The 21,116-nt window shown below is 38.4% G+C and carries 19 protein-coding genes; 9 read left to right on the top strand and 10 right to left on the bottom strand.

What is annotated here, in order from left to right:
• Nucleotides 1–37: 37 nt before the first annotated feature.
• Nucleotides 38–637, top strand: a complete 600-nt coding sequence (locus tag MLC35_RS11165) for a 2OG-Fe(II) oxygenase (protein WP_434637034.1) — start codon at nt 38–40, stop codon at nt 635–637.
• Complete coding sequence (locus MLC35_RS11160; protein WP_434580604.1) at nt 634–2,238, top strand: EAL domain-containing protein; 1,605 nt, start codon at nt 634–636, stop codon at nt 2,236–2,238. Before MLC35_RS11165 ends, MLC35_RS11160 begins: the two co-directional genes overlap by 4 nt.
• Here the strand turns inward: MLC35_RS11160 and MLC35_RS11155 are convergent.
• Together MLC35_RS11155 and MLC35_RS11150 are read right to left on the bottom strand one after the other, a co-directional pair.
• On the bottom strand, nt 2,235–3,377 hold the full coding sequence (locus MLC35_RS11155) for a sensor histidine kinase (RefSeq protein ID WP_418640800.1): 1,143 nt from the start codon (nt 3,375–3,377) through the stop codon (nt 2,235–2,237). The two genes, MLC35_RS11160 and MLC35_RS11155, sit on opposite strands and share 4 nt — an antisense overlap.
• A complete protein-coding gene (locus tag MLC35_RS11150; RefSeq protein ID WP_151899318.1) occupies nt 3,370–4,023 on the bottom strand; it encodes a response regulator transcription factor in 654 nt (217 codons plus the stop codon). The genes MLC35_RS11155 and MLC35_RS11150 overlap by 8 nt, the downstream gene beginning before the upstream one ends.
• A 26-nt stretch (nt 4,024–4,049) precedes the next feature.
• Between MLC35_RS11150 and MLC35_RS11145 the strand changes: the two genes are divergently transcribed.
• Nucleotides 4,050–4,829: a TrmH family RNA methyltransferase gene (locus MLC35_RS11145; protein ID WP_346389809.1), complete on the top strand. Its 780-nt coding sequence runs from the start codon at nt 4,050–4,052 to the stop codon at nt 4,827–4,829.
• Here MLC35_RS11145 and MLC35_RS11140 read toward each other — a convergent pair.
• Genes MLC35_RS11140 through MLC35_RS11120 form a run of 5 tightly spaced genes read right to left on the bottom strand, consistent with a single transcriptional unit; the run spans nt 4,816 to nt 12,613 of the window.
• Nucleotides 4,816–6,531: an ATP-binding protein gene (locus tag MLC35_RS11140; RefSeq protein ID WP_434637031.1), complete on the bottom strand. Its 1,716-nt coding sequence runs from the start codon at nt 6,529–6,531 to the stop codon at nt 4,816–4,818. The genes MLC35_RS11145 and MLC35_RS11140 overlap by 14 nt on opposite strands.
• Nucleotides 6,524–7,489 carry a two-component system response regulator gene (locus tag MLC35_RS11135; RefSeq protein WP_418640796.1) on the bottom strand — a complete coding sequence of 322 codons (966 nt, stop codon included), beginning with the start codon at nt 7,487–7,489 and terminating at the stop codon, nt 6,524–6,526. The genes MLC35_RS11140 and MLC35_RS11135 overlap by 8 nt, the downstream gene beginning before the upstream one ends.
• Nucleotides 7,490–9,103, bottom strand: a complete 1,614-nt coding sequence (locus tag MLC35_RS11130; RefSeq protein WP_418640795.1) for an ATP-binding protein — start codon at nt 9,101–9,103, stop codon at nt 7,490–7,492.
• Nucleotides 9,090–10,640, bottom strand: a complete 1,551-nt coding sequence (locus MLC35_RS11125) for a hybrid sensor histidine kinase/response regulator (protein WP_418640794.1) — start codon at nt 10,638–10,640, stop codon at nt 9,090–9,092. Before MLC35_RS11125 ends, MLC35_RS11130 begins: the two co-directional genes overlap by 14 nt.
• Nucleotides 10,637–12,613 (bottom strand): EAL domain-containing response regulator, encoded by a 1,977-nt coding sequence (locus tag MLC35_RS11120; protein ID WP_434637028.1) that lies wholly within the window; start codon nt 12,611–12,613, stop codon nt 10,637–10,639. The genes MLC35_RS11125 and MLC35_RS11120 overlap by 4 nt, the downstream gene beginning before the upstream one ends.
• A gap of 96 nt (nt 12,614–12,709) precedes the next feature.
• On the opposite strand from MLC35_RS11120, the gene MLC35_RS11115 reads away from it, so the two are divergent.
• Both MLC35_RS11115 and dbpA read left to right on the top strand, forming a co-directional pair.
• Nucleotides 12,710–13,369, top strand: a complete 660-nt coding sequence (locus tag MLC35_RS11115; protein ID WP_151899325.1) for a response regulator transcription factor — start codon at nt 12,710–12,712, stop codon at nt 13,367–13,369.
• A 27-nt stretch (nt 13,370–13,396) separates the two neighbouring features.
• On the top strand, nt 13,397–14,755 hold the full coding sequence (dbpA, locus tag MLC35_RS11110) for an ATP-dependent RNA helicase DbpA (RefSeq protein ID WP_151899326.1): 1,359 nt from the start codon (nt 13,397–13,399) through the stop codon (nt 14,753–14,755).
• Here dbpA and MLC35_RS11105 read toward each other — a convergent pair.
• Nucleotides 14,752–16,584 carry an ABC-F family ATP-binding cassette domain-containing protein gene (locus tag MLC35_RS11105; RefSeq protein WP_434637026.1) on the bottom strand — a complete coding sequence of 611 codons (1,833 nt, stop codon included), beginning with the start codon at nt 16,582–16,584 and terminating at the stop codon, nt 14,752–14,754. The genes dbpA and MLC35_RS11105 overlap by 4 nt on opposite strands.
• Nucleotides 16,585–16,664: 80 nt before the next feature.
• Between MLC35_RS11105 and MLC35_RS11100 the strand changes: the two genes are divergently transcribed.
• Nucleotides 16,665–16,892: a hypothetical protein gene (locus MLC35_RS11100; protein WP_346389801.1), complete on the top strand. Its 228-nt coding sequence runs from the start codon at nt 16,665–16,667 to the stop codon at nt 16,890–16,892.
• A gap of 5 nt (nt 16,893–16,897) precedes the next feature.
• Here MLC35_RS11100 and MLC35_RS11095 read toward each other — a convergent pair whose 3' ends face one another.
• Together MLC35_RS11095 and MLC35_RS11090 are read right to left on the bottom strand one after the other, a co-directional pair.
• Nucleotides 16,898–17,437 (bottom strand): RBBP9/YdeN family alpha/beta hydrolase, encoded by a 540-nt coding sequence (locus MLC35_RS11095; RefSeq protein WP_434637024.1) that lies wholly within the window; start codon nt 17,435–17,437, stop codon nt 16,898–16,900.
• A 2-nt stretch (nt 17,438–17,439) separates the two neighbouring features.
• The gene (locus MLC35_RS11090) at nt 17,440–18,324 is read right to left on the bottom strand and encodes a DUF234 domain-containing protein (protein ID WP_434637022.1); all 885 of its coding nucleotides are present in this window, start codon (nt 18,322–18,324) and stop codon (nt 17,440–17,442) included.
• A 145-nt stretch (nt 18,325–18,469) separates the two neighbouring features.
• On the opposite strand from MLC35_RS11090, the gene MLC35_RS11085 reads away from it, so the two are divergent.
• The 3 genes from MLC35_RS11085 (at nt 18,470) to MLC35_RS11075 (ending at nt 21,112) form a co-directional block, all read left to right on the top strand.
• Nucleotides 18,470–18,754 carry a hypothetical protein gene (locus MLC35_RS11085; RefSeq protein ID WP_151899331.1) on the top strand — a complete coding sequence of 95 codons (285 nt, stop codon included), beginning with the start codon at nt 18,470–18,472 and terminating at the stop codon, nt 18,752–18,754.
• A gap of 162 nt (nt 18,755–18,916) precedes the next feature.
• A complete protein-coding gene (locus MLC35_RS11080; protein WP_434580584.1) occupies nt 18,917–19,357 on the top strand; it encodes an HvfX family Cu-binding RiPP maturation protein in 441 nt (146 codons plus the stop codon).
• A gap of 60 nt (nt 19,358–19,417) precedes the next feature.
• On the top strand, nt 19,418–21,112 hold the full coding sequence (locus tag MLC35_RS11075) for a glutamate synthase-related protein (RefSeq protein ID WP_434638319.1): 1,695 nt from the start codon (nt 19,418–19,420) through the stop codon (nt 21,110–21,112).
• Nucleotides 21,113–21,116 lie beyond the last annotated feature (4 nt).

Here is a 21,116-nt window from a genome sequence, read left to right as displayed (position 1 = left end):
CCTTGACGGGGAGTCCTCTTCTTGCTACAATACCTTCATGTATAAAAAGCTTTACTCAAAAATAACAGATGCCCTGGTCGACAACGGCTATATTATTTTAGAAAATGTGTTTGAACCTGCACTTGCAAAGCAACTTTTACAGATGTCACAAAATATCAGACAATACAAACAGGCGGGAATTTCCCATCACTCTACGATCAATACAAATCGCAGAAAAGATAAAATATACTGGATAGATGCAGAAAATGAGCCAACTGCCAGGTACCTGGATTTTATGAACGGACTTCAAAATTATTTGAACCGGCAGCTTTATCTTGGGATTAAATACTATGAGGCACATTTTGCTTTATACCAGGCAGGTGATTTTTACGAAAAACATCTTGATGCTTTTGGCGGTACAAAAAACCGTGTTGTTACGACTGTCTATTATCTTAACGAAGAGTATACGTCTCAAAATGGAGGAGAACTGGTCATGTATGACAAAAATGATAGACAAATGCAAACAGTTACGCCTCTTATAAATACTCTGGTTGTATTTTTGAGCGAAGAGTTTCCTCATGAAGTTCTGGTTTCCAAGAAAGAGAGATACTCTATTGCAGGTTGGTTTAGAGTTGATGAAAGAGGAGTGAATATTTGAGCTTGCCATATCATGATGAAATTCAGAAACTCAAGCAGTATAAGATGATTTTGGATCATAACAGTATTGTCTCCAAAACGGATGTCAATGGCATTATAACCTATGTGAATGACAAATTTTGTGAAGCTTCCGGTTACTCCAAAGATGAACTGATCGGGAAAAATCATCGCATTATCAAACATCCTGACAACCCGGAACATATCTATCAACATATGTGGGATACGATAAAAAATAAAAAAATATGGCAAGGTACGCTTAAAAACAGAAAAAAGAACGGAGAGGCCTATTATGTAAAGTCAACTATTGCCCCTATTTTGAACTCCTATGATAAAATTATAGAATATATCGCTGCTAGAATTGATGTGACGGACCTTGTGCACAAAGATGAAATCATTAAAAATCAGTTTATGGACGAACTTACCGGTTTGCAAAACAGAACGGCATTGTTACACGATTTAAAGCTAAACGGAGAGAATAAAGCCTCTTTGGTTCTTATCAATATAGACAGGTTTTCAGATATTAATGATTATTTTGGATATGAAGTCGGAGATGAGGTGCTAAAAAGTTTTTCACAGACTCTGTTGCAGGCCCATAAAAAAGTCTACAGAATAAGTGGTGATGAATTTGCAATCTTGTGTGAGCATACATTAAACAATACGGCGAAGCAGGCAATTACAGCAATTCTGGATACCCTTCAAAACAGCAGCTACTCTTTTGAAGGGATGAACATCTCACTGTTTCTCTCTTGCGGCGTCTCCTATGGAAAAAAGAAAGATATTTACAAATTCTCCCATATTGCCTTAAAAGACAACAAAAGAACAAACAAAAAAGTGACATTTTTTAATGAAAATCCGGATCTGCAAAACCGTATCAAAGAAAATCTTGAAATAATAACAAAGATTAAAAATGCGATTGACAATGACAGGTTTGTCCCATACTATCAGGGTATTGTAGATAACAAAACACAAGAGATTGTTAAATATGAAGCGCTTATCCGCTTACAGGAAAAAGACGGGAAGATTATTTCTCCTGTCTTTTTTTTGGAACATGCCAAAAAAGCCAAACTCTATACGCAATTGACAAAGATTATGCTTGAAAAAGTATTCCAAAAATTTGCTGATTCAAAGTGCTCATTTGCAATCAATTTTACACTTGAAGATATAGAATCACAAGAGGTTGTGCAGACTTTGGTGGAGAATCTGCAGAAGTATGCATGTGGAGAGCGGGTAACTGTAGAGATTGTGGAATCCGAGGGGATAGAAAATTTTGATGAGGTCTCAAATTTTATAAAAAAAGCAAAAATGTATGGATGTAAAATTGCTATTGATGATTTTGGAACAGGATATTCAAATTTTTCATATCTTGGAAAACTTGATATAGATTTTATAAAGATTGACGGTTCTCTGGTTTTGAATATGCATCAGGGTGGTGCTGAAATGGCAACCCTGGAAAGTATTTTGCATTTTGCAAAAAAAATGCAGATCAAGACAATAGCAGAGTTTGTTAAAGATGAAGAGACATATGAAACATTGCATCAAATGGGTGTTGACTATTCACAGGGGTACTACTTTTGCAAACCGCAGGAAAATTTGAGAGATTAAACAAATGTAAGTGTAATTTTGGTTCCTAGATTTTCTTTGGACTCTATGTTTATTTGAAAGTTATACTCTTCTATGATACTCTGGACAATATTTAAACCGACTCCAAATCCGCCGGCATAGGAATTTGCCCGTACAAAACGGGTAAAAATTTGCTGCAGTTTTTCTTGTTTGATACCGATGCCTTCATCTTGAATGACAAAAGAGTTGTGTGTGGTTGTGATTTTTATCTTTGTGTTGGGATGAGAATATTTTATGGCATTGCCAAGCAGGTTGTTTATAATCATTTTTGCTTTTGTCGGTGCTATTTTAAGCGGACAGTTTTGCAAATCGGTTTGGACAGTAATATTTTTTTTCTCCACAAGTTCACTGAAATAAGCAATATCTTCTTTGATAATTTCATCAAACAGAAGAGAAACGGCCTCTTCACTCTCATTGTCAAAACTTAAAAAGCTGAGTGATGCATATATGTCATAAAGCTGTTTTGTACTGATGGAGATGTTCTTGACCGTTTTTTCATCATACTCCTTTTTTGCTTTTAATCTTGAAGTACTCATCATAATTGCTGTAATGGGTGTATTTAATTCATGGGTTGTGTCTTTGACGAAATCCTCTATCTCCTGCATTTTGTCTTTGAGCGGTTTGAGAAAAATATAGGATAAAAAGACGGCGATGACAATGATGAGAAAAGCTGTAATAATGACAGCATAGGCAATCTTGTTTTTTATCACTTCTATATTTTTTACACACTCGTCACTTTGTACAACAATGTACTTTACATGTAAATGTCCGGCTGTCCTTTGGGTGATGAGAGTGAAAATATCATCTTTCATGTAAAAATCTTTTGAAAAATCAACTGCTTGGACAACTCTCCCGTATAACAGGTGTTTTTGTGCATCAAAAAGGGCGATAGCTTCTTTTTGAAACGCATCAAGTTTGAATTTTTTATGGTGCATATGGGCATCAATGACTTTGGCACTGACAATGTCAGCGATGTGGTTCATTTTGTAAAAATTGGCATTTTTTTCCATGGCTACCTGAGATGTGTAAAACCAGTAAGCCGCCAAAGACAAAAACATAAAAGAGCTGAGAAGATAAAGAGAGAGAAAAGAGTAGAAGGATTTTTTTGTTATTTTATTCAAAAATATACCCTTCCCCTCGAACAGTTTTTATTTTTTCTTTGCCTATAATTTCTCTGAGTGTTCTGATGTGCGAACGAAGCGTAGCATCACTGGGCAGCGAATCAAAGTTCCAGATATTCTGCACAAGTTCTTCGTTGGTAATGAGGCGGGATCTGTTTTTTAAAAAATAGGATAAGAGCAGTGTATCTTTGGCAGTGAGAGAGATTTTTTTGTTGTTTGCATGTACTGTTTTTTGCACAGGGTAAAATAGAGTTTCGTCATCCAGGATGATAAACTTGTTATTTTCAATATTGAAAACTCTTTTGATGCTGAGTATTCTGGCATGCAGTTCTTCAAGTTCAAAAGGTTTTTTAATGTAATCATGCGCACCGGCGTCAAAAGCACGCTGCAGGTGTTTTGTATCTCTGTAGGCGGTGATAAAAACAGTGGGGGTTTTGTTGCTGAAAGCTCGGAGTTCTCTGAGGAGGTCTATGCCGTCTTGACCCATCACATTGATATCAAATATAAACAGGTCATATTTGGAGTTTTCAAGATGTACATAGACTTCCTGCGCATTGTAAGCATAATCCACATGCCACTCTTCTCGCAAAAAATCCAGTAAAATATCGGACAAAACAGGGTCATCTTCCATTAAAAGTATGTTCATAAGTTATTTTATCCTAAAATAATGAAATGATTATAAAAATTGATAATATTAATACAGATGAACTGCAGATTTACAAAGAACTCAGAGAGAATGCTTTTCGGAGTGACAGAAGTTTTATAGCTGACAGTCCAAAAGTCGTCAATCTTTTGCTTGAGAGTGATTTGGAGATAAAAAGTATACTTGCAACGCAGGAGTATTATGATGAATTTATGTCTTTGGTCCAATCAAAAAATATTCCCAAAGTCTATCTCACAACGAAAGAGGAGATGAGCAGGATTGTCGGGCATAAGATACATCATAACTGCATGGCACACGGCATACGTCCTGAGGATATTACTTTAGAGGGGGCAGGTGAGCGTATCATCATGCTCGATAATATCACTTCAAGTGAAAATGTAGGCTCGATTGCCAGAAGTGCTGCCGCACTTGGCGTAACGAGTTATTTTTTGCCAAAATCCTCACCCCATCCGTTTAACAGGCGTGCTCTGCGTGTCTCTATGGGCTATGCGCACAGGTTGGGCATACATGTCTATAAAGATATTTTTGAGACGATTGCTGCTTTAAAATCTGCCGGTTACCGAGTCTATGCCGCAGAAGTTACCGAGGATTCCACTCCCTTGTCCTCTTTACATGTAAGCGGCAAATGGGTACTTCTGATGGGACATGAGGGTCAGGGAATTGCACAGGATATTTTGGATCTCTGTGATGAAATTGTCAGCATAGAGATGCAGGCGGGCATTAAAAGTTTTAATGTAGGTGTGGCTGCATCCATTCTTATGTATAGCTTTGTGCTTAAGAAACAGTAATACTAAAAAGAGCACCTTTGTCGGTATTGCGAACACAGAGTGTGCCCGCACAGTAGTTTTCAATGATAATTTTACTCATATAGAGCCCCAGTCCTGTTCCTGTATCATCTTTTGTGCTGAAATAAGGGTCAAAAATTTTGTTCATAATATCCTGAGGAATACCTCCTGCGTTATCTTCTATTGTAATTTCAGTCTGATTATGCTGCAGTGTCAGTGTAATGTATATATTTTTATCTTCAATATTATTTTCAATTAATGCATCTTTGGCATTGTTTAAAATATTAATGATCACCTGTCCGAGAATATCACTTTGCATTGTAAGTGTTTTTGTACTTTTGTTTTCATAGGTAATGGAGATATTCTTTGCCTGAAATACCGGTTTTACAAGATTGATACTGTGAGTGATAATTTCATCTATAGAAAATTCTAACTTGTCTTTTGGCCGAAAGTAGTGCATAAAATCGTTTGTGACTTTTGTCATTTCCTGGAGTTGTTTTTTTGCATTTTTGTCAAAATACTCAATAAAATCATCATTGAGTTTAGACTGTTTGTACTTGTGCCTGACTGTTTGCATAAGCATAGAAAGTGCATTGAGTGGTTGTTTCCATTGATGCGCAATCATATTCATCATATTCCCCATCTGTGCCAGTCTGTTCTGCTGCAGCATGTGTAATTCCTGTTCTCTCTGTTTTTCTACTTCTTGTCTGACCTGCTGCTGAAGGTTTTGATTGAGTGCTCGTAGTTTGTCTTGGGCATCTTTTCTTCTTTTTACTTCGTGTTCGAGCGAGAGGTTTATGAAATAAAGGTAAATAGAAAATGGTAAAATAATTCCAAAGGCAATGGCTAAATAAATAAGTGTCTGCTTATCGAAATAACGCTCTTTGTCTTTAATATAGCCCCATTTCAGGTAAAGAGACTGCAACTCCTGTTGGGGTAAATTGGTCACCGCTTTACTTAAAATAACATTAAGCACAGGCAGACTGCTTTGGCTTGCTATACGAAGTTGATAAAGGTAGTCCAAATCACCGGCAACCCGCAGGTTTTGAATATTATACTGACTCATATAGTAGCTCGCTCTCACAGGTTCACTGATGGTTGCCTCTGCTGTTCCTGCTGCTACAGCCTGCAGGGCTTTGAGCTCTGTTTCGCAGGGTTTTATCACAATAGAGGGATATTTGTTTTGAATGTATGCAAAAATTGCACTTTTGTCAACAAGTGCAACACTCTTTGCCTGCAGTGACTCAATATCAGAAACCAAAAAATTGTCACGCTGCGTGATGATTTTGTTTTGCTGTGTGAGAATAACATCTGTAAAATCCAGATACCCCAGACGTTCCTGAGTTTTTTGCGCCGCAAAAACTATATCGATTTTCCCTTTTTTTGCAGCGTCCATTAATGCATGCCATGTAGGAAAAGAGATGTATTTAAAAGAGATACCCAACTCCTGTTCAAGGAGATGAAAAAGATCCAAAGAAAAACCGGCAGTTTTGCCATCAGGAGATATGATAACCTGGTTTGGAATGTTGGTAATACCGACAGTCAGGGGCTTCTTTAAAGTACGCAGCCATGTTTTTTCTTTTTGATTTAAGAAATTTTTTGTTGTTATCTGTTGAGGTTTTGAGAGCTCTTTAAGCTGCATGAGGAGAAAAAAACTCAAGAGGATTACAAAGGCAATGAAAAAGAGATAGCTTTTTTTATACATCTGAACTCCGCCCTTGAGTTGTGGGTGCTGTAGAAGAATCGCCGAATTTAAAATGAGATTTTGCCTCTTTCTTTGCTGCATACATTGCCATATCTGCACTGTGTAAAAGTGCCTCTTTTGAGCTGCCCTGTATTGGGTAAACTGCTATGCCTATACTGCATGTAATGTGAAATGTATACTTTTGAAATACTATAGGAGTGCTTACAGCCTGTATAATTTTCTCGGTAAGACTCTTTGTATCAGAGATCTTTTTCACACTTTCTACAATTAAAGCAAATTCATCACCTCCTATGCGGGCAAAGGTGTCTTCGATGCGAATAACTTTTTTTATATTTTGCGCGACAGACTGCAGCACTGCATCTCCTGCTGAGTGTCCGTATTGATCATTAATACTTTTAAAATTGTCCAAATCAATAAAAAAAAGAGTAAAGTTTTCATGGGAGTGTTGTGCTTTATTTACAGTTTCATTGAGTTTGACACTAAAGAGATGTCTGTTTGCAACCTGTGTCAATGTGTCGTAATGTGCAAGCGCATACAAGACCTCGAGCTCTTTTTCTTTTGCCTTTTTGGCATCTATGTCATTTTGAAGATTTCTGGCAATAGCGTGGAGTCTGTCATAGAGCATTTCTATGTCAACCGGTTTTGGAATAAAATAGTCTATACCTGTATTGATCGCTTCAAGCAGTTTTTCTCTTTCATCAAAAGCAGAGAGAATGACAATCGGTTGCCATTTGTCGATTTTTTTAATTTCTTTGGAAAGTGTCAGTCCGTCTGAGTGGGGAAGCACAATATCTGATAAAATAATATCAGGTTTTTTTTCTTTATAGACAGCTAAAGCCTCTTCTGCGTCAAATGCCTGGTAAAATGCCTTGAAATCATCCGCTAAAAGCATCTTCATATGTTCCTGTGCCTGCATGTCATCTTCAACATACAAAAGTGTAAAATTCTTTAAGTTCATTTATTTTTTTCCTTTTGGCAGACGGATAACAAAGTTGGCTCCCTCGTGGGTATTGAAAACTTCTATTGTAGCATGTAACTGTTCCTGCAAGACCATTTTTACCATATACAAACCCAGACCTGTTCCGTTTTTTTCCTGTTTTGTTGAGAAGTAAGGGTCAAAGATTTTGTCTTTTATGGCTTCGTCAATTCCCCCGGCATTATCCTGTATGGCAATGAGTAGCTCTGTGCCGGTATCTTCAAGTGTTATCTGTATCTTTTTTTCATTTTGTGTTGTTTGCAGCAGGGCATCTTTCGCATTGTTGAGAATATTTAAAAGAACCTGGTTCAGGGCATTGGGATTTGTAAAGAGTTCATAATCCTGTGCGGCATTAAATTCAATGAAAATTCCTTCATTCTTAAAAATATCGGCCGTAATATTTAAAACTTCATTGATAGCATCCTTAAGAGAAAAGGCATATATCTGATCTTCCTGTTTGAAAAAGTTTTTAAAATTATCTATAGTGTCAGACATTAAATCTATCTGTTTTTTAGAGTGGCTTTTAAAATACTCTATTGCCTTGTCATCAAGTTTTCCTTTGGCATGTTTTGAAATTGTCAGTTGGTTGATGAGGGCAAGATTATTCAGGGGTTGTCTCCACTGGTGGGCTATCATGCTAATCATTTCTCCCATTTGGGCAAGTCTGCTTTGCTGGTAGAGAAATAATTGCTGTTCTTGGCTTTTTTTTACTTCTTTGGCAATGGTTTCTTCAAGTGTTTTCGTGTATCTCTTTCTCTCTTCAACAAGCATTCCGATGGTGAGGATTACAGAGACATGGACCAGAATAAAAAGGTTGTAGTTGATGACATTGTCTATATGGTTGTTGAGAGTAAACGCCCCAATATCCAGATAAACCGCATAGGATGCAATGAGAGCTACAAGTACATTGAAAAAAGTTCCGTATACCAAGCCTTTGTATGCACTCGCGAGAGCGACAACAGGAAGTGTTAAGCTCAAAAGAAGAAAACTGTTTTCAATGCCAAATACTATCTGGAGTATATACACGTAGGCACCAAACAGCCCTGAGCAGAGAAAAAATTCTTTCCATTGGATTTTTTGAAAGTTTGTAAAAAGGAGGAGTAAAAAGGGTGTAAAAACCAACTGCCCCATTACATTGCCAAACCACCATGAAAAAAGATAGAGCGAAAACTTTTCAATAGAAATATAATGTGCCATAAGCAGTACGGTGTTTGAAAGTAAAGCACTCAAAGGCTGCAATACAAAAAATATCAGCAAAACCAATCCAAAAATATCACGAAATTTTTCAAGGCTGACACGGAGATGAAATTTTTTAAATAAAACAACAGCCAGGTAGGCTTCGGCTGTATTTATAAGAGCAATACTGAGTGATACCGCAAATGAGATTTCATTGCCAAGGGCTAAGAAAAACTGTCCAAGAAAAATCCCCGGGAGGACTTTTTTGCCGAAATACAGGGCAAACGCCAAAGCAATGCCTTCTGCTGCAAAAAGTCCGACATTGATAATCGAGTTTCCGCTTAAAAGACTGAGGCTGAGTGTTCCGCTTGCATAGTATAAAAAAGCAAGAAGAAAAACAAGGAGACTATTGCGTATCATTCTCTTCTCCTTCATAAACAGGCATTTCTATAATAAATTCGGCACCCTCTTTTGTGTTTTTGACAGAAAGATTTCCTCCGCTGTGTTTTTCTATAATCATTCTTGACATATAGAGACCGAGGCCTGTTCCGTTTTTTTCGGTTTTTGTAGAAAAATAGGGCTGAAAAATTTTGTCTTGTATATGTGAAGGAATGCCTCCTGCATTATCGATGATATGTAAGCTGTTTTTGTCAATCTTCAAAGTGATTTTCGGATGCCTAATGTTGTTTTGGACTAAGGCATCCTGCGCATTTTTTATAATATTTAACACAACCTGTACAAGTTCATTTTCAAAGGCCAAAAACTGTTGGGGTGCAGTAATCTTTTTTTCAAAATGTATATTTTTTTGTTCGAGACTGTGTTGAACCAAAGCAGTGACAGTACGAAGAATTTTTTCAAAATCTGTCACTCTTTTTTCTTTTTGCGGTTTAAAAAAGTTTCGAAAGTCATCAATAGTATGACTTAAATAGTTGATATAGTTTTGCAGTTTTTCAGAGATTTTTTTTGCTTCTTCTGCATTAAGTTTGTCATTTTGCGCTTTGAGTTCAAGTACGATTGCCGCCGTTGCCATAGCATTGAGCGGTTGTCTCCACTGGTGGGCAATCATGGCTATCATTTCACCCATTTGGGCATGGCGGGACTGGGTGAACATAATTTCATCTTTTTTTCTGTTTTTTTCAACTTCTTCATAAACAAGGCGCTCAAGGTTGTCATTTGTGTATTTGAGCTGAAAGTTTGCTTCTGCCAACTCTTTCTCTTTTTTGAAGTAATCTATCCACAGGTCGACTTTGAGGATAAACTCTTCAAACACATAAGGCTTTTTTAGAAAATCATTGGCTCCGTTTTTTAATACATCCCGAATAATATCCGGCGTGGAAGTTCCCGAAAGTACAATAATGGGAATAGACAAAAACCGGCTGTCTTTACGTAAAAGTTTTAAAAATTCCAGGCCGTGGATATCCGGGAGCTCCATATCTAAAATGATAAGATTATACTCCTCTTTTTTGAGCTTATCAAAGGCTGTTTTTGCTTTCATCGCTGTGTGCACAGTATAGTTTCTGGGTTCAAGAACTGTTTTGATCTGTTTGCAGATAAATCGGGAATCATCGACTACCAAAATTTTATCTCTCTTTTTTGTACTGATTGTGTGAATTATTTTTACTATTTCAGAAATAGAGTATAAAAAATTGGTATCTTTGATAATGTAATCAAGTATACCGTACTGAAACAGTTCTTCGCGAAGATCTGCATCTTGAGAAGATGTCAGGACAATAACTTTTGTTTTTGTCAAAGACTGTATATGGGCTATGAGCTCAGAACCTTCTCCGTCAGGCAGATGTAAATCTAAAATGATAAGCTGAAACTTCAGTGTCGTCAAAAACTCTTTTGCCTCGGCAAGTGTATGGGCCTGTGAGATCTCAAAACCAAGAAGTGTCAGCTCTTTTTTTATGAGATTGTTTATGGTACGGGAATCTTCTATTACTAAAATATTTTTCATAACAACGGCTCCGGTTTTCCAAAATAGTATCCTTGAGAAAAGTCAATTCCAAGCTTTTTGACTATCTGAAAAATAGCTTCATTTTCAATAAACTCTGCAACAGTTTGCAGTTTCTGCTCTTTTGCGAAAGTAACGATACTTTTTACTGCAGAAAGGGAGTAGGTGCTTGTTTCTATATCGCGTATCAGGCACCCGTCTATCTTGAGAATATCCGGCTGATACTCCAAAAGTCTTTCAAAGTTGGAATATCCGGCTCCAAAATCATCAATGGCAATTTTCACCCCGTATTGCTTTATCTCTGCAATGAATTGTTTGACGGTTTCAAAGTCTTTGATCCGTTCGTCTTCAAGCAACTCAAAAACTATTCTGTGGGCACTCTCTTTGTATTTTTGCAAAAGGGAGAGAATTTTTTTGCGCATACTCAGCAGTTCAATATCCAGGGCCGAAAGATTGATGGAGATATCTGCCTCACAATGGCGTAAAACAGTAAAAGAGTGTTCTAAGACGATATTCGTGATTTTGAGATAATAATTACTTCTTTTGGCAGTTTCCAGAAAAAAGTAAGGTGAGAGCACTGTACCGTCTTCTTTGACCAGCCGCACCAGGGACTCATATTTTTCTATTTTCTGTGTGTTGTTGTTGATGATGGGCTGAAAGTAAGAAATAATTTTTGAACTTCGAATGGCATCCTTAATCATATGCACTGTTCTTATATTTTCTTTTGCTTTTCTCTGCTCCTGGGAGGCAAAATTATTGGCAAGTAAAAAACGCTGCTTCTCTTTTACAAGCTTTTTCATGCCGAGTTTTACCGATTCGTAAAGTTTGTCATTTTCATAGGCGAAAGTGAGTAAAATTGCAATATCATACTCAAGATCTTCAAAAGCAATGGTATCATCGCGGACCTGCTGTTGCAGTGCCTGTAACTCCTGTACAAATAATGTTATATTGTCGGTGTGTTCTTTGGCATCAACTATAAAAGCATATTCTCCGTTTTGCAATTGATATATTTTGTCAAAACTGTATTTTTTTGCAAAAGTATTCTGTAAATATATTCGCGCTTTTTGTTCAAGAATATAGAGCGTATTTGTATCATAAAAATCCTCAAGATCATCATAGTCTTCAAGTTTGATATAAACCAGTAAAGGATTATGGGCATTTTTGAGTTCGTTTTTGAGTTGTTTGAGCGGATGCATAATGTCTGTAATATCGTGCCGCAATGAAATATACTCAAGAATGTTTCCCTCTAAATCAAGAATCGGTTTTACTGTTGCATCAAGATAGTAACTTTTTCCGTTTTTCGTTCTGTTTCTTATGCTGCCTTTCCAAATCTTTTTTTTATTTTTTATGGTATCCCACATTTCTTGAAAAATTGATTTGGGATTGTCCGGGTGGCGTATAATGTTGTGATTTTTTCCGATAAGTTCCTCTTTTGTATATCCGGAAATTTCACAAAAAGCATCATTGACATAGGTGATGATGCCTGCTGTATCTGTTTTGGAAACGATAGCGCTGTTGTTTGTTGCTTCTTGATACTCTTTGAGGAGATGAAGATTCTGTTTGGCCTGCAGCGCATATTTGTATCTTTGTGTTACCTGAAAGATGGTACTGGAGAGCTGTTTCATATCAATGGGTTTTAAAAGGTAACCGTTAATGCCGATTTGTATGCTCTGGAGAAAAAAGTCCTCTTCATTATGGGCTGAAAGTATGATAATAGGGACTTCTTTGTTGATGGCTCTTATTTTTTTTGCCATTTCCAGACCGTTCATGTGGGGCATATTTATATCTGTAATAATGATATCTATAGACTCTTTTTGAAATTTTTCCAAGCCCTCCTGCCCGTTTTGTGCGACAATGATAGTATCGAAAAAATCTTCCAAAAGCATCGTTGTAATCTCTCTTGCATCAATGTCATCCTCAACATACAAGACTTTTAAACTCTGCGAATACTTAGTGACTTCTTGGATTTCAATCATAACAACACCCTTTAAAACAGATTTATAATTTTAAAATACAAATCTAAGCAAAATTACACTAAAATCTGTTAAATCTGTATTTAACTGGGATAACGCATGCAAAAGGGCAAAATATTACTTGTAGAAGATGATGAACTCTCTTCGGAACTTATTTTCGAATATTTGAGTGACTGCGGGTTTTTTGTTGAGGCTGTATTTACGGCGACTGATGGTGTGGCAAAAGTAAAAAATGAGCCGTTTGATCTTGTATTGCTTGATATAAATCTGCCTGATTTTGACGGGTTTGAAGTCTTGAAAAGTCTTAAAAATCACTCTTCTGTGCCGATTATCGTGACAAGTGCCTACAGTGATACACAGAAAAAACTTTTGGCTTTTAGATACGGAGCGAGTGACTATATGACAAAACCTTTGGATCTTGAAGAACTTGAGGCTAGAATATGGCTACAGCTTGGAAAAAACAGTGCGATTAAAACAGAAGACGAAAAAAAAATCTTTGAAATAAAAAACAATCATGTCTATTTTCAACAAAAACAGCTTGATCTGACGACTATTGAGTTTGAACTCCTCTCCTTGCTTATCAAAAACAAAAACAGTGTTATGCAGAGGGAAAAACTTGTCAATGCCCTCTCCTCTATCAGTTCGCACCGTTCTTTGGATAACCATATAAAAAATATTCGTAAAAAAATAGGCGATACCGGAACAAAAGCCCAGTATCTTAAAACGGAGTACGGTGTTGGCTATAAATTGACATTTTAGCTATAATTACAAAAAAGAAACTACTCAATGAACTTTACTACACTTCCGCTTTCTCCAAAAATGCTTCAGACTATAGAATCACTCGGTTACACACAGATGACTGCCATTCAGGCTCAGGCACTTCCTGCTGTATTGGAAGGACGTGATGTTATTGCACAGGCTAAAACAGGCAGCGGGAAAACAGCTGCTTTTGGTATAGGACTGTTGCATCATCTGGATGTGAAAAAGTTTCGTGTGCAGTCTTTGGTATTGTGCCCGACCCGTGAACTTGCCGATCAGGTTGCCAAAGAGCTGCGCCGTCTTGCACGGTTTCAGCATAATATTAAAATTTTGATGCTCACAGGAGGAGAGTCTTTTGGCAGACAGCTTGGCTCTTTGGCACATCAGGCACATGTTGTCGTGGGAACACCCGGGCGTGTTTTAAAGCACTTGCAAAAAGAGAGTCTGGATCTGAGCAATCTCAAGACTCTTGTTTTTGATGAAGCAGACAGAATGCTTGATATGGGGTTTATAGAAGAGATAGATGCTGTGCTTTCTTTTGTGCCCAAGCAAAGACAGACGCTGCTTTTTTCCGCCACTTATGATGATGAAATTTTAGCAATCAGCAAAAAACTTCAAAGCAATGCTTTACATGTAAAGACAACAGCACAGGAAATAGAAAATAAAATAAAGCAGGAGTTTTATCAAACAGAGCATAAAACAGAAACACTCATTCGTATATTTTCTACCTATAAACCGCAAAATGTAATCGTCTTTACAAATACAAAAGTTGAAGCAAAAGAGCTTGCAGAGTCTTTGGTGCGGAACAAAATAGACGCACTGGCAATTCACGGCGATTTGGAACAGTATGAAAGAAATGATGTGCTGGTACAGTTTGCCAACAAATCCTGTCCCGTTTTGGTGGCAACTGATGTGGCAGCCCGCGGGCTTGACATAAAAGAGCTAAGCATGGTTGTCAATTACGACCTGCCCCATACTCAAGAAACATATACGCACCGTATAGGACGTACCGCAAGGGCAGGGGCAGAGGGCATTGCAATTACGTTGTATAACGAGTATGAGGCACAAAAGCTTGAACCATATGAAAATGATGAAAAACATCAATTTTTAGATGTCTCTGTGCTTAAAAAAGAGCAGGGTTTTGAAATGAAACCAGAGTTCGTGACTTTGGTCATAGAAGGCGGCAAAAAGGATAAAATCCGTGCCGGTGATATACTCGGAGCCTTAACAGGTGATGCCGGACTGCAGGGAAAAAGCATTGGTAAAATTGATTTGTACGACAGACAAAGTTATGTGGCAATTGAAAATTCTTTGATAGACGAAGCCCATAAAAAACTCAAAAACGGAAAAATCAAAAACAGAAAATTCAGCGTCTGGGTACTTTAGCTTACTTCTTCTATCTTTAAAGTATACTCTTCTAAAATTGTATCAAGTTTGGTTTGTTCTTCTTCAAGTTTTTCAAACATCTCTTCTACCTGCTTTTCCATCTCCGAAACAGTTTTTGAAAGTTCCATGAGCGTGGCGCTGTCACCTGCATTGGATGCTTCTATAAGCTCTTCATGTTTACATGTAAGTGTATCTTCAAGTTCCATTATTGTGTTTTCGAGATTTTTGACTTTTTTCTTGAGCGGGGAAGCAAGTTTGTTCCGCTCCCGTATAAGTTCGGCACGCAGTTTTTTGTTTTCTTTGTGATTTGATTTTGGTACTGTTTTCGTTTTTTCTTCCTGCTCTTCCTCATCCCAGCCGATTTTTTCTAAAAAGTCGTCGTACCCGCCGTCAAAATATTCAGCGCCATCTTTTGCAAAGATGATGAGTCGGTCACATACACGGCGCAGTAACTCTTCGGAGTGGGTCACAATGATGCTTGAGCCTTCAAACGCATTGATGGCATTTGTAAGGGCTTCAATACTTTGCATATCAAGGTGGTTTGTCGGTTCATCCAAAAGCAGGAGATTGACATCTTTGGCAATTATCTGTCCCAGCATTACGCGGCTTTTTTCTCCGCCTGAAAGCAGGGAGATTTTTTTCTCGGCGTGTTCACCGCTAAAGAGCATCGCCCCGCAGATACTTCTGACTTTTGCTTCACTGAGTTTGGCATTGGCATTGTAGATTTCATCCATGACGGTATTGTCAGGGTTTAAATGGGCAATGTTTGTCTGTCCAAAGTGGGCAGCTTCAGTTGCGGCGTTGCAGATAATCTCCCCGCTGTTTTGTTTGAGTTCCCCTGCAATGGTGTTTAAAAGGGTTGATTTCCCTTTGCCGTTTTTTCCGATGATGCCCAGGGTTTCGCCTTTTGCAAGTGTGAAGCTGATATCTTTAAAAAGTATTTTATCTGCTGTGTAGCCAAAGCTTAAATTTTTGACATCAAGCAATACTTTGGCAGGCGTATCTTTGTAATTAAATCGAAATGCAAGCGAGGCATCCGTGTTTAAATCTTCAAGCCTGTCCATCTTTTGCAGCTGTTTTACTTTGGACTGTGCAAGCGAGGCCGTAGAGGCACGTGCTTTGTTTTTGGCGATGAACTCTTCAAGCTCTTTTACTTTTCTGTCCTGAGAGAGCTTTTGTTTCTGGTGCAGTTCGTCATCGCTTGCAAGCTGGGCATAAAACTTGTGTGTATTTCCCTCGACAAGTCTGATGTTTTTTCGTACAATGCCTGCGGTATGTGTGCATACTCCGTCCATGAAATTTCTGTCATGGGTAATAAGGATAACCTCTCCCTCAAAACTTCTTAAAAATGTCTGCAACCAGCGCAGCGAGACAATATCGAGATAGTTTGTCGGTTCGTCCAGAAGCAGTAAATTTGGCTCAGTGACCAAAAGTTTTGCGAGATTGATGCGTATCTGGTAACCGCCAGAGAAAGAGAACGGGTCTTTGTTCAAATCATCCGCACTAAATCCCAGTCCGAAAAGGATTTTTTCCACTCTGTAGGTATCATACTGCATCTCTTCGCCAAGAGCGAGTGCCGCTTCTTCTCCCAGTGTTTTTTCGCTAAAGCTCAGATGCTGTTTGAGTATGCCGATACGATAGTTTTTTGGCAGGAGAATCTCACCCTCGTCAGCATCTTCTTCACCAGTAATTATTTTAAAAAGGGTCGATTTCCCGCTGCCGTTACGTCCTACAAGCCCGAGACGGTTGCCGGAGTTGAGTTTGAGGCTGAGGTTTGAAAAAAGTTCTTGGGTGGTAAAAGATTTTGAAATATTTGTTAATTGAATCATAAAGGTATTTTACACTCTTGTCTATTAAATTTTTACATGCTTTGTGCTATAATTGGGAAAAACAGCTTAAGGAGGACGATATGAATATTGCGCAGTATACATTCCAGTCACCTTATCCGAGTCCTGTTCAGATTGGAAGACTGGATCCGAGTTCACTCAAAGATTCCTCTTCATCACAAAGTGATACATCCTCATTACTCAAGGCGAGCAATGAAACTTTAAAAAAAGCACAGGTCTTGGAGACATCGTTGAAGAGTGAAGTAAAACCGAGTGTTTCTCAGTCAAAGTCGTTGGATATTTACGCGTAAGAGAGCTATAAAACAGTTTGCAGCTCTTTGCGCATCCATTCCCATTTTCCATATCCGCTGTCTGTATTGATATGCCCTGCATTGTTGAGTATTTTTATCTTTACATGTAAAGTTTTCTGCAATTCTTTTGCTTCATCCAGACTCATATAAGGGTCATTTGTAGAGGCAATAAGCAGGGTCTCTTTTGCAAACAGCTGAGCCGGTGCCGATACCGGAAAAAATTCCTCAAGTTCTTTTATCTTACATGTAAGACTCGGCGGTGCGACAAGGTACAATTTCTCTATTTCGGGTACTTTTTTTGTATTGCACAGATGAAACCATAAGGTATTTGCGAGCGAGTGGCAGATGACGATATCTGGTTTGAAATCTGCAAGAGCAGATTCAAGCTCCTGCATCCAGACAGCAAGTTTTGGCGTATCAAAATTTGAAAACTTTAAAAAATTGACACAGCCGTACTCTTTGGCAGTCTCTCCCGCAAGCCAGCTTTGCCAGTGCGGATAATCGCTTCCTCCCCAGCCATGCAGCAGCAATACTTTCTTGGCCATGACTATTCTACCAGTTTGGCAAAGTTTTTCAGTGTTAACAGGCGCAGATTTTGTCCTTTCAAAGCTTTAAGTTCACTGGAAAAACCCTTTTTTGAGACAATGACAAATATATCTGCATGAATGCCTGCTTTTTTTGCAAGCTCCTGCAGGCGAGTAAGTTCACTCTTTTTGATTTTTGTATTTGTATATTTTGTACTGCCGACAACTGTCTTGCCTGATTCTGTTTTGGCAAAGATGTCAAACTCTGCTTCTTTATCCCAGTAGCCTGAAATCTCTTCAACAGGGTCCTCTTTTGCAAAAATATCTTTGAGAAGCTCATGGGAGAGCTGGGTAAAAATCAGATTGGCAAACTCCGCTTCTCTGTTTTGCCAGCGTTTTTTAACTTCGCTGTAGTCGCCGTCACGAATCCCTTTAAAAAGCGGAGAGACGAATGCAAACCAAAAACGTAAAAATGGTGTTGTAAAGTAGAGTTTGTTGTCAAGTTTTTCATCATTTTCCCAGGAGGTAAACTCTTTTTTGGGCTTTTGGACACGTATAATCCCTCTTGCTGCAAGCTCCTCTACTGCTTTGTCTCCGACTTCTTTTTCAAGTTTTGCCCGCTTGTAGCTTGCATGTGTTTTGCCGTCACCCATGGCAATGGCACTCAAAAGTGCATGATACAGCGGTGCCCCGCCCGTAATCTCACTGACATCATTGCGAATGTAGTGATAGTCTTTGAGTATGAGTTTCTCTATAAGCTCATAGGAAGGCTTTGATGTATCTATCTCGCCCCATCCTACACCGCCGAAGATTGCAAATTTTTCCAGCAAATCTTCAAAACTCTTGCCTGGATGCTCTTTGTAAAATATTTTGAATGCTTCTTTGAGTGTCTGTTTTTCTGAAATCACAGCGAATGCCTTTTTTTATAAAATTATACACTAAATAATCACTACACAGATACTACACATTTAAAATGTATAATTTTTTAATGTAATAATTGTAATATATTTTATGCTACAATTGTTCTAACTTAAAATATCAAAGGATAACAATATGAACAGGTTAAATCTTACAGCTTTACTTTTGGGCGCGGCTCTTTTTACAGGACTCGGTGCAGTTTCACTGAGTGCAGGCGATATGAAATGCGGTGCAGGAAAATGCGGATCTTCAATGGACAAGCCAATGAAAAAAGAGGGTGATTCCAAATGCGGTGCCGGTATGAAAAAAGCGGGCATGAAATGCGGTGCTGCCATGAAAGAGATGAAAGAAAAGAAAGAGATGCAGGAAAAGAAAAAAGGCGGTATGAAGTGCGGCAAAGGAAAGTGCGGCGCTAACTAGCGGGCATTTTATAACAGAGGCCTCCTCTGTTATATGAATATTATCGTATACGCTCTTGCATAAAAACACGCTCTCTTCCAAAAAACATTAAATTTTCCTGATTATACACACTTATTACACACAAAAGCAGTAAAATTTTTCATACAACTTAAGGAGTTTGTTATGAATTTGAAAAAGGTATATCTTGAGTTTTCACGTTTAGGAGAATATCTGCAGCCGTTAAGTCTGCTTTTTGCAAGACTCTTGGTAGCATACGGTTTTTATGAACCGGCAATGATGAAATGGAATGATATGAAGTCTGTTGCAGAGTGGTTTGGCTCAATGGGTATTCCGTTTCCGACACTGAATGCCTACATGGCCGCCAGTACAGAAATAACAGGGGTTGTGTTGTTGACATTAGGATTTTTTACGAGACTCATTTCTATTCCTTTGATTATCATAATGATTGTGGCCATAGTCACTGTCCATCTGCATAACGGCTTTGCAGCAGGTGATAACGGTTTTGAAATTCCACTCTATTATATGGCATTTTTATTTATTTTCTTATCTTTTGGTGCAGGAAAATTTTCATTGGACAGACTTGTTTTTGGAGAAAAAAATTAAACAATGGAAGCATTATTCAGATTTACTCATGAAATAGGAGAAATCCAATTCCCAATATTGATGTTTCTATTTAAGGCAATAACTATTCTTTTTATTGTAACTTCTATAGTTTTATTTATTTATGACAGGTATATTCAACGGGAAAACCAGCTGCTGATTAACTATCCGTTAATCGGTCGTTTGCGGTATCTGTTTTATGCACTGCGTGATCCGATGCGTCAATATTTTGGTGATGAAAAATTTTATGAATCGTTTGACAAGGTCAAATGGGTATATGACTCGGCTGAACGAAAATCCGCTTATGCCTCTTTTTCTCCCGGACAACCGCAAAAAACTGCAAGACTGGGCATTAAAAATGCCAACTGTGTGCTTAATACAGAAGATGTGAGCGATGATTTTTCTGCAACTTTTGGAGAAGATTCTCCCAAGCCTTTTACAACAGGATCTGTTCTCGGGCGGAGTGCCATGAGTGACGGGGCTATCTCTCCTGAGGGAACACGTGCTTTTACAAAAGGGGCTTATCTTGGAAAATTTCCTATCAATACAGGAGAAGGCAGTCTCACATCAAACTTTTTTTATACCCATAAATATACAAGAGAGTGTCAGTTTTTTCAAATCCAAGAGGGAACTTTCTTTGCAAAAAATGTGTATAGAGTTGTAAAATTTTTCATCAACCCGGCCACTGCACAAAAGGTATACAAACATATGGTTGTGACAACTCCTGCTCCTGACAGTTATCTTTTTGATAAAACGGAATTGGTTTTTTACCGGGTTAACTGGGATGCGCCTATGAGCACTTTTCCTTCACAGGTGCCTGATGATATGCCTGATATTATTTTTCAGATGGGAAGCGGACTCTACGGTGTGCGGGACAAAGAAGGAAATTTCTGCGAGGAACGCTACCAAAAGACAATGCGTTTTTGTAAAATGACAGAGATTAAAATGGCACAGGGAGCAAAGCAGACCGGAGGGAAACTGCTTGCATCCAAGGTAAGCGAAGAGATCGCCTATTATCGCGGGGTAGAAGCACACAAAAATCTTTTCAGTCCAAATCAGTTTCCTTTTGCACACAGCATAGAAGAGCTTTTTGATTTTACGGGCAGGCTCAAAGCCTTGTCTGAAAAACCGGTAGGCATCAAGCTTGTGATTTCATCCCAGGAGAATTTTACAGAGTATGCAAATCTTATCCAACAGCGCCTTGCTGCCGGTTCAAATGCCTATCCTGATTTTATTACCATAGACGGCGGAGACGGAGGAAGCGGTGCTGCACCACTGGAGATGATGATGAGTGTCGGCATGAATATTGCAAAAGCGCTTTATATAGCAGATAGCGAATTAAGAAGAGTAGGCGCACGACAAAAAGTCAAACTCATTGCAAGCGAAAAAGTACTGACACCTGATGATGCTGTTGTCCTGTTCGGTTTGGGCGCGGACTATGTAGCCATAGCAAGAGCTTTTATGATGAGTGCCGGATGTATCCGAGCACGGGAGTGTTCAGGGGCACACGGTCGTGCCTGTCCTGTCGGTCTGGCAACACAGGACAAGAAAAAAAGAGCCTCTTTCTTGATAGAGAAAAAAGCAAGAAACATTGCATCATATCATGAACAGCTGCTTTTTGGAATACGAAACCTGCTCGCTGTGATGGGCTTACACCATATAAAACAACTTGAAAAAGAGAATCTTATTTTCAGAGACAACAGTGGAAAAACATACATGGATGTTGAACGTTATTTTGAAGAAATGCTGATAAACTAAAAAG

Source organism: Sulfurimonas sp. NW7 (assembly GCF_051132265.1).
GTDB classification, from domain to species: domain Bacteria; phylum Campylobacterota; class Campylobacteria; order Campylobacterales; family Sulfurimonadaceae; genus Sulfurimonas; species Sulfurimonas hydrogeniphila.
This window is presented reverse-complemented; position numbering and strand designations above follow the sequence as displayed.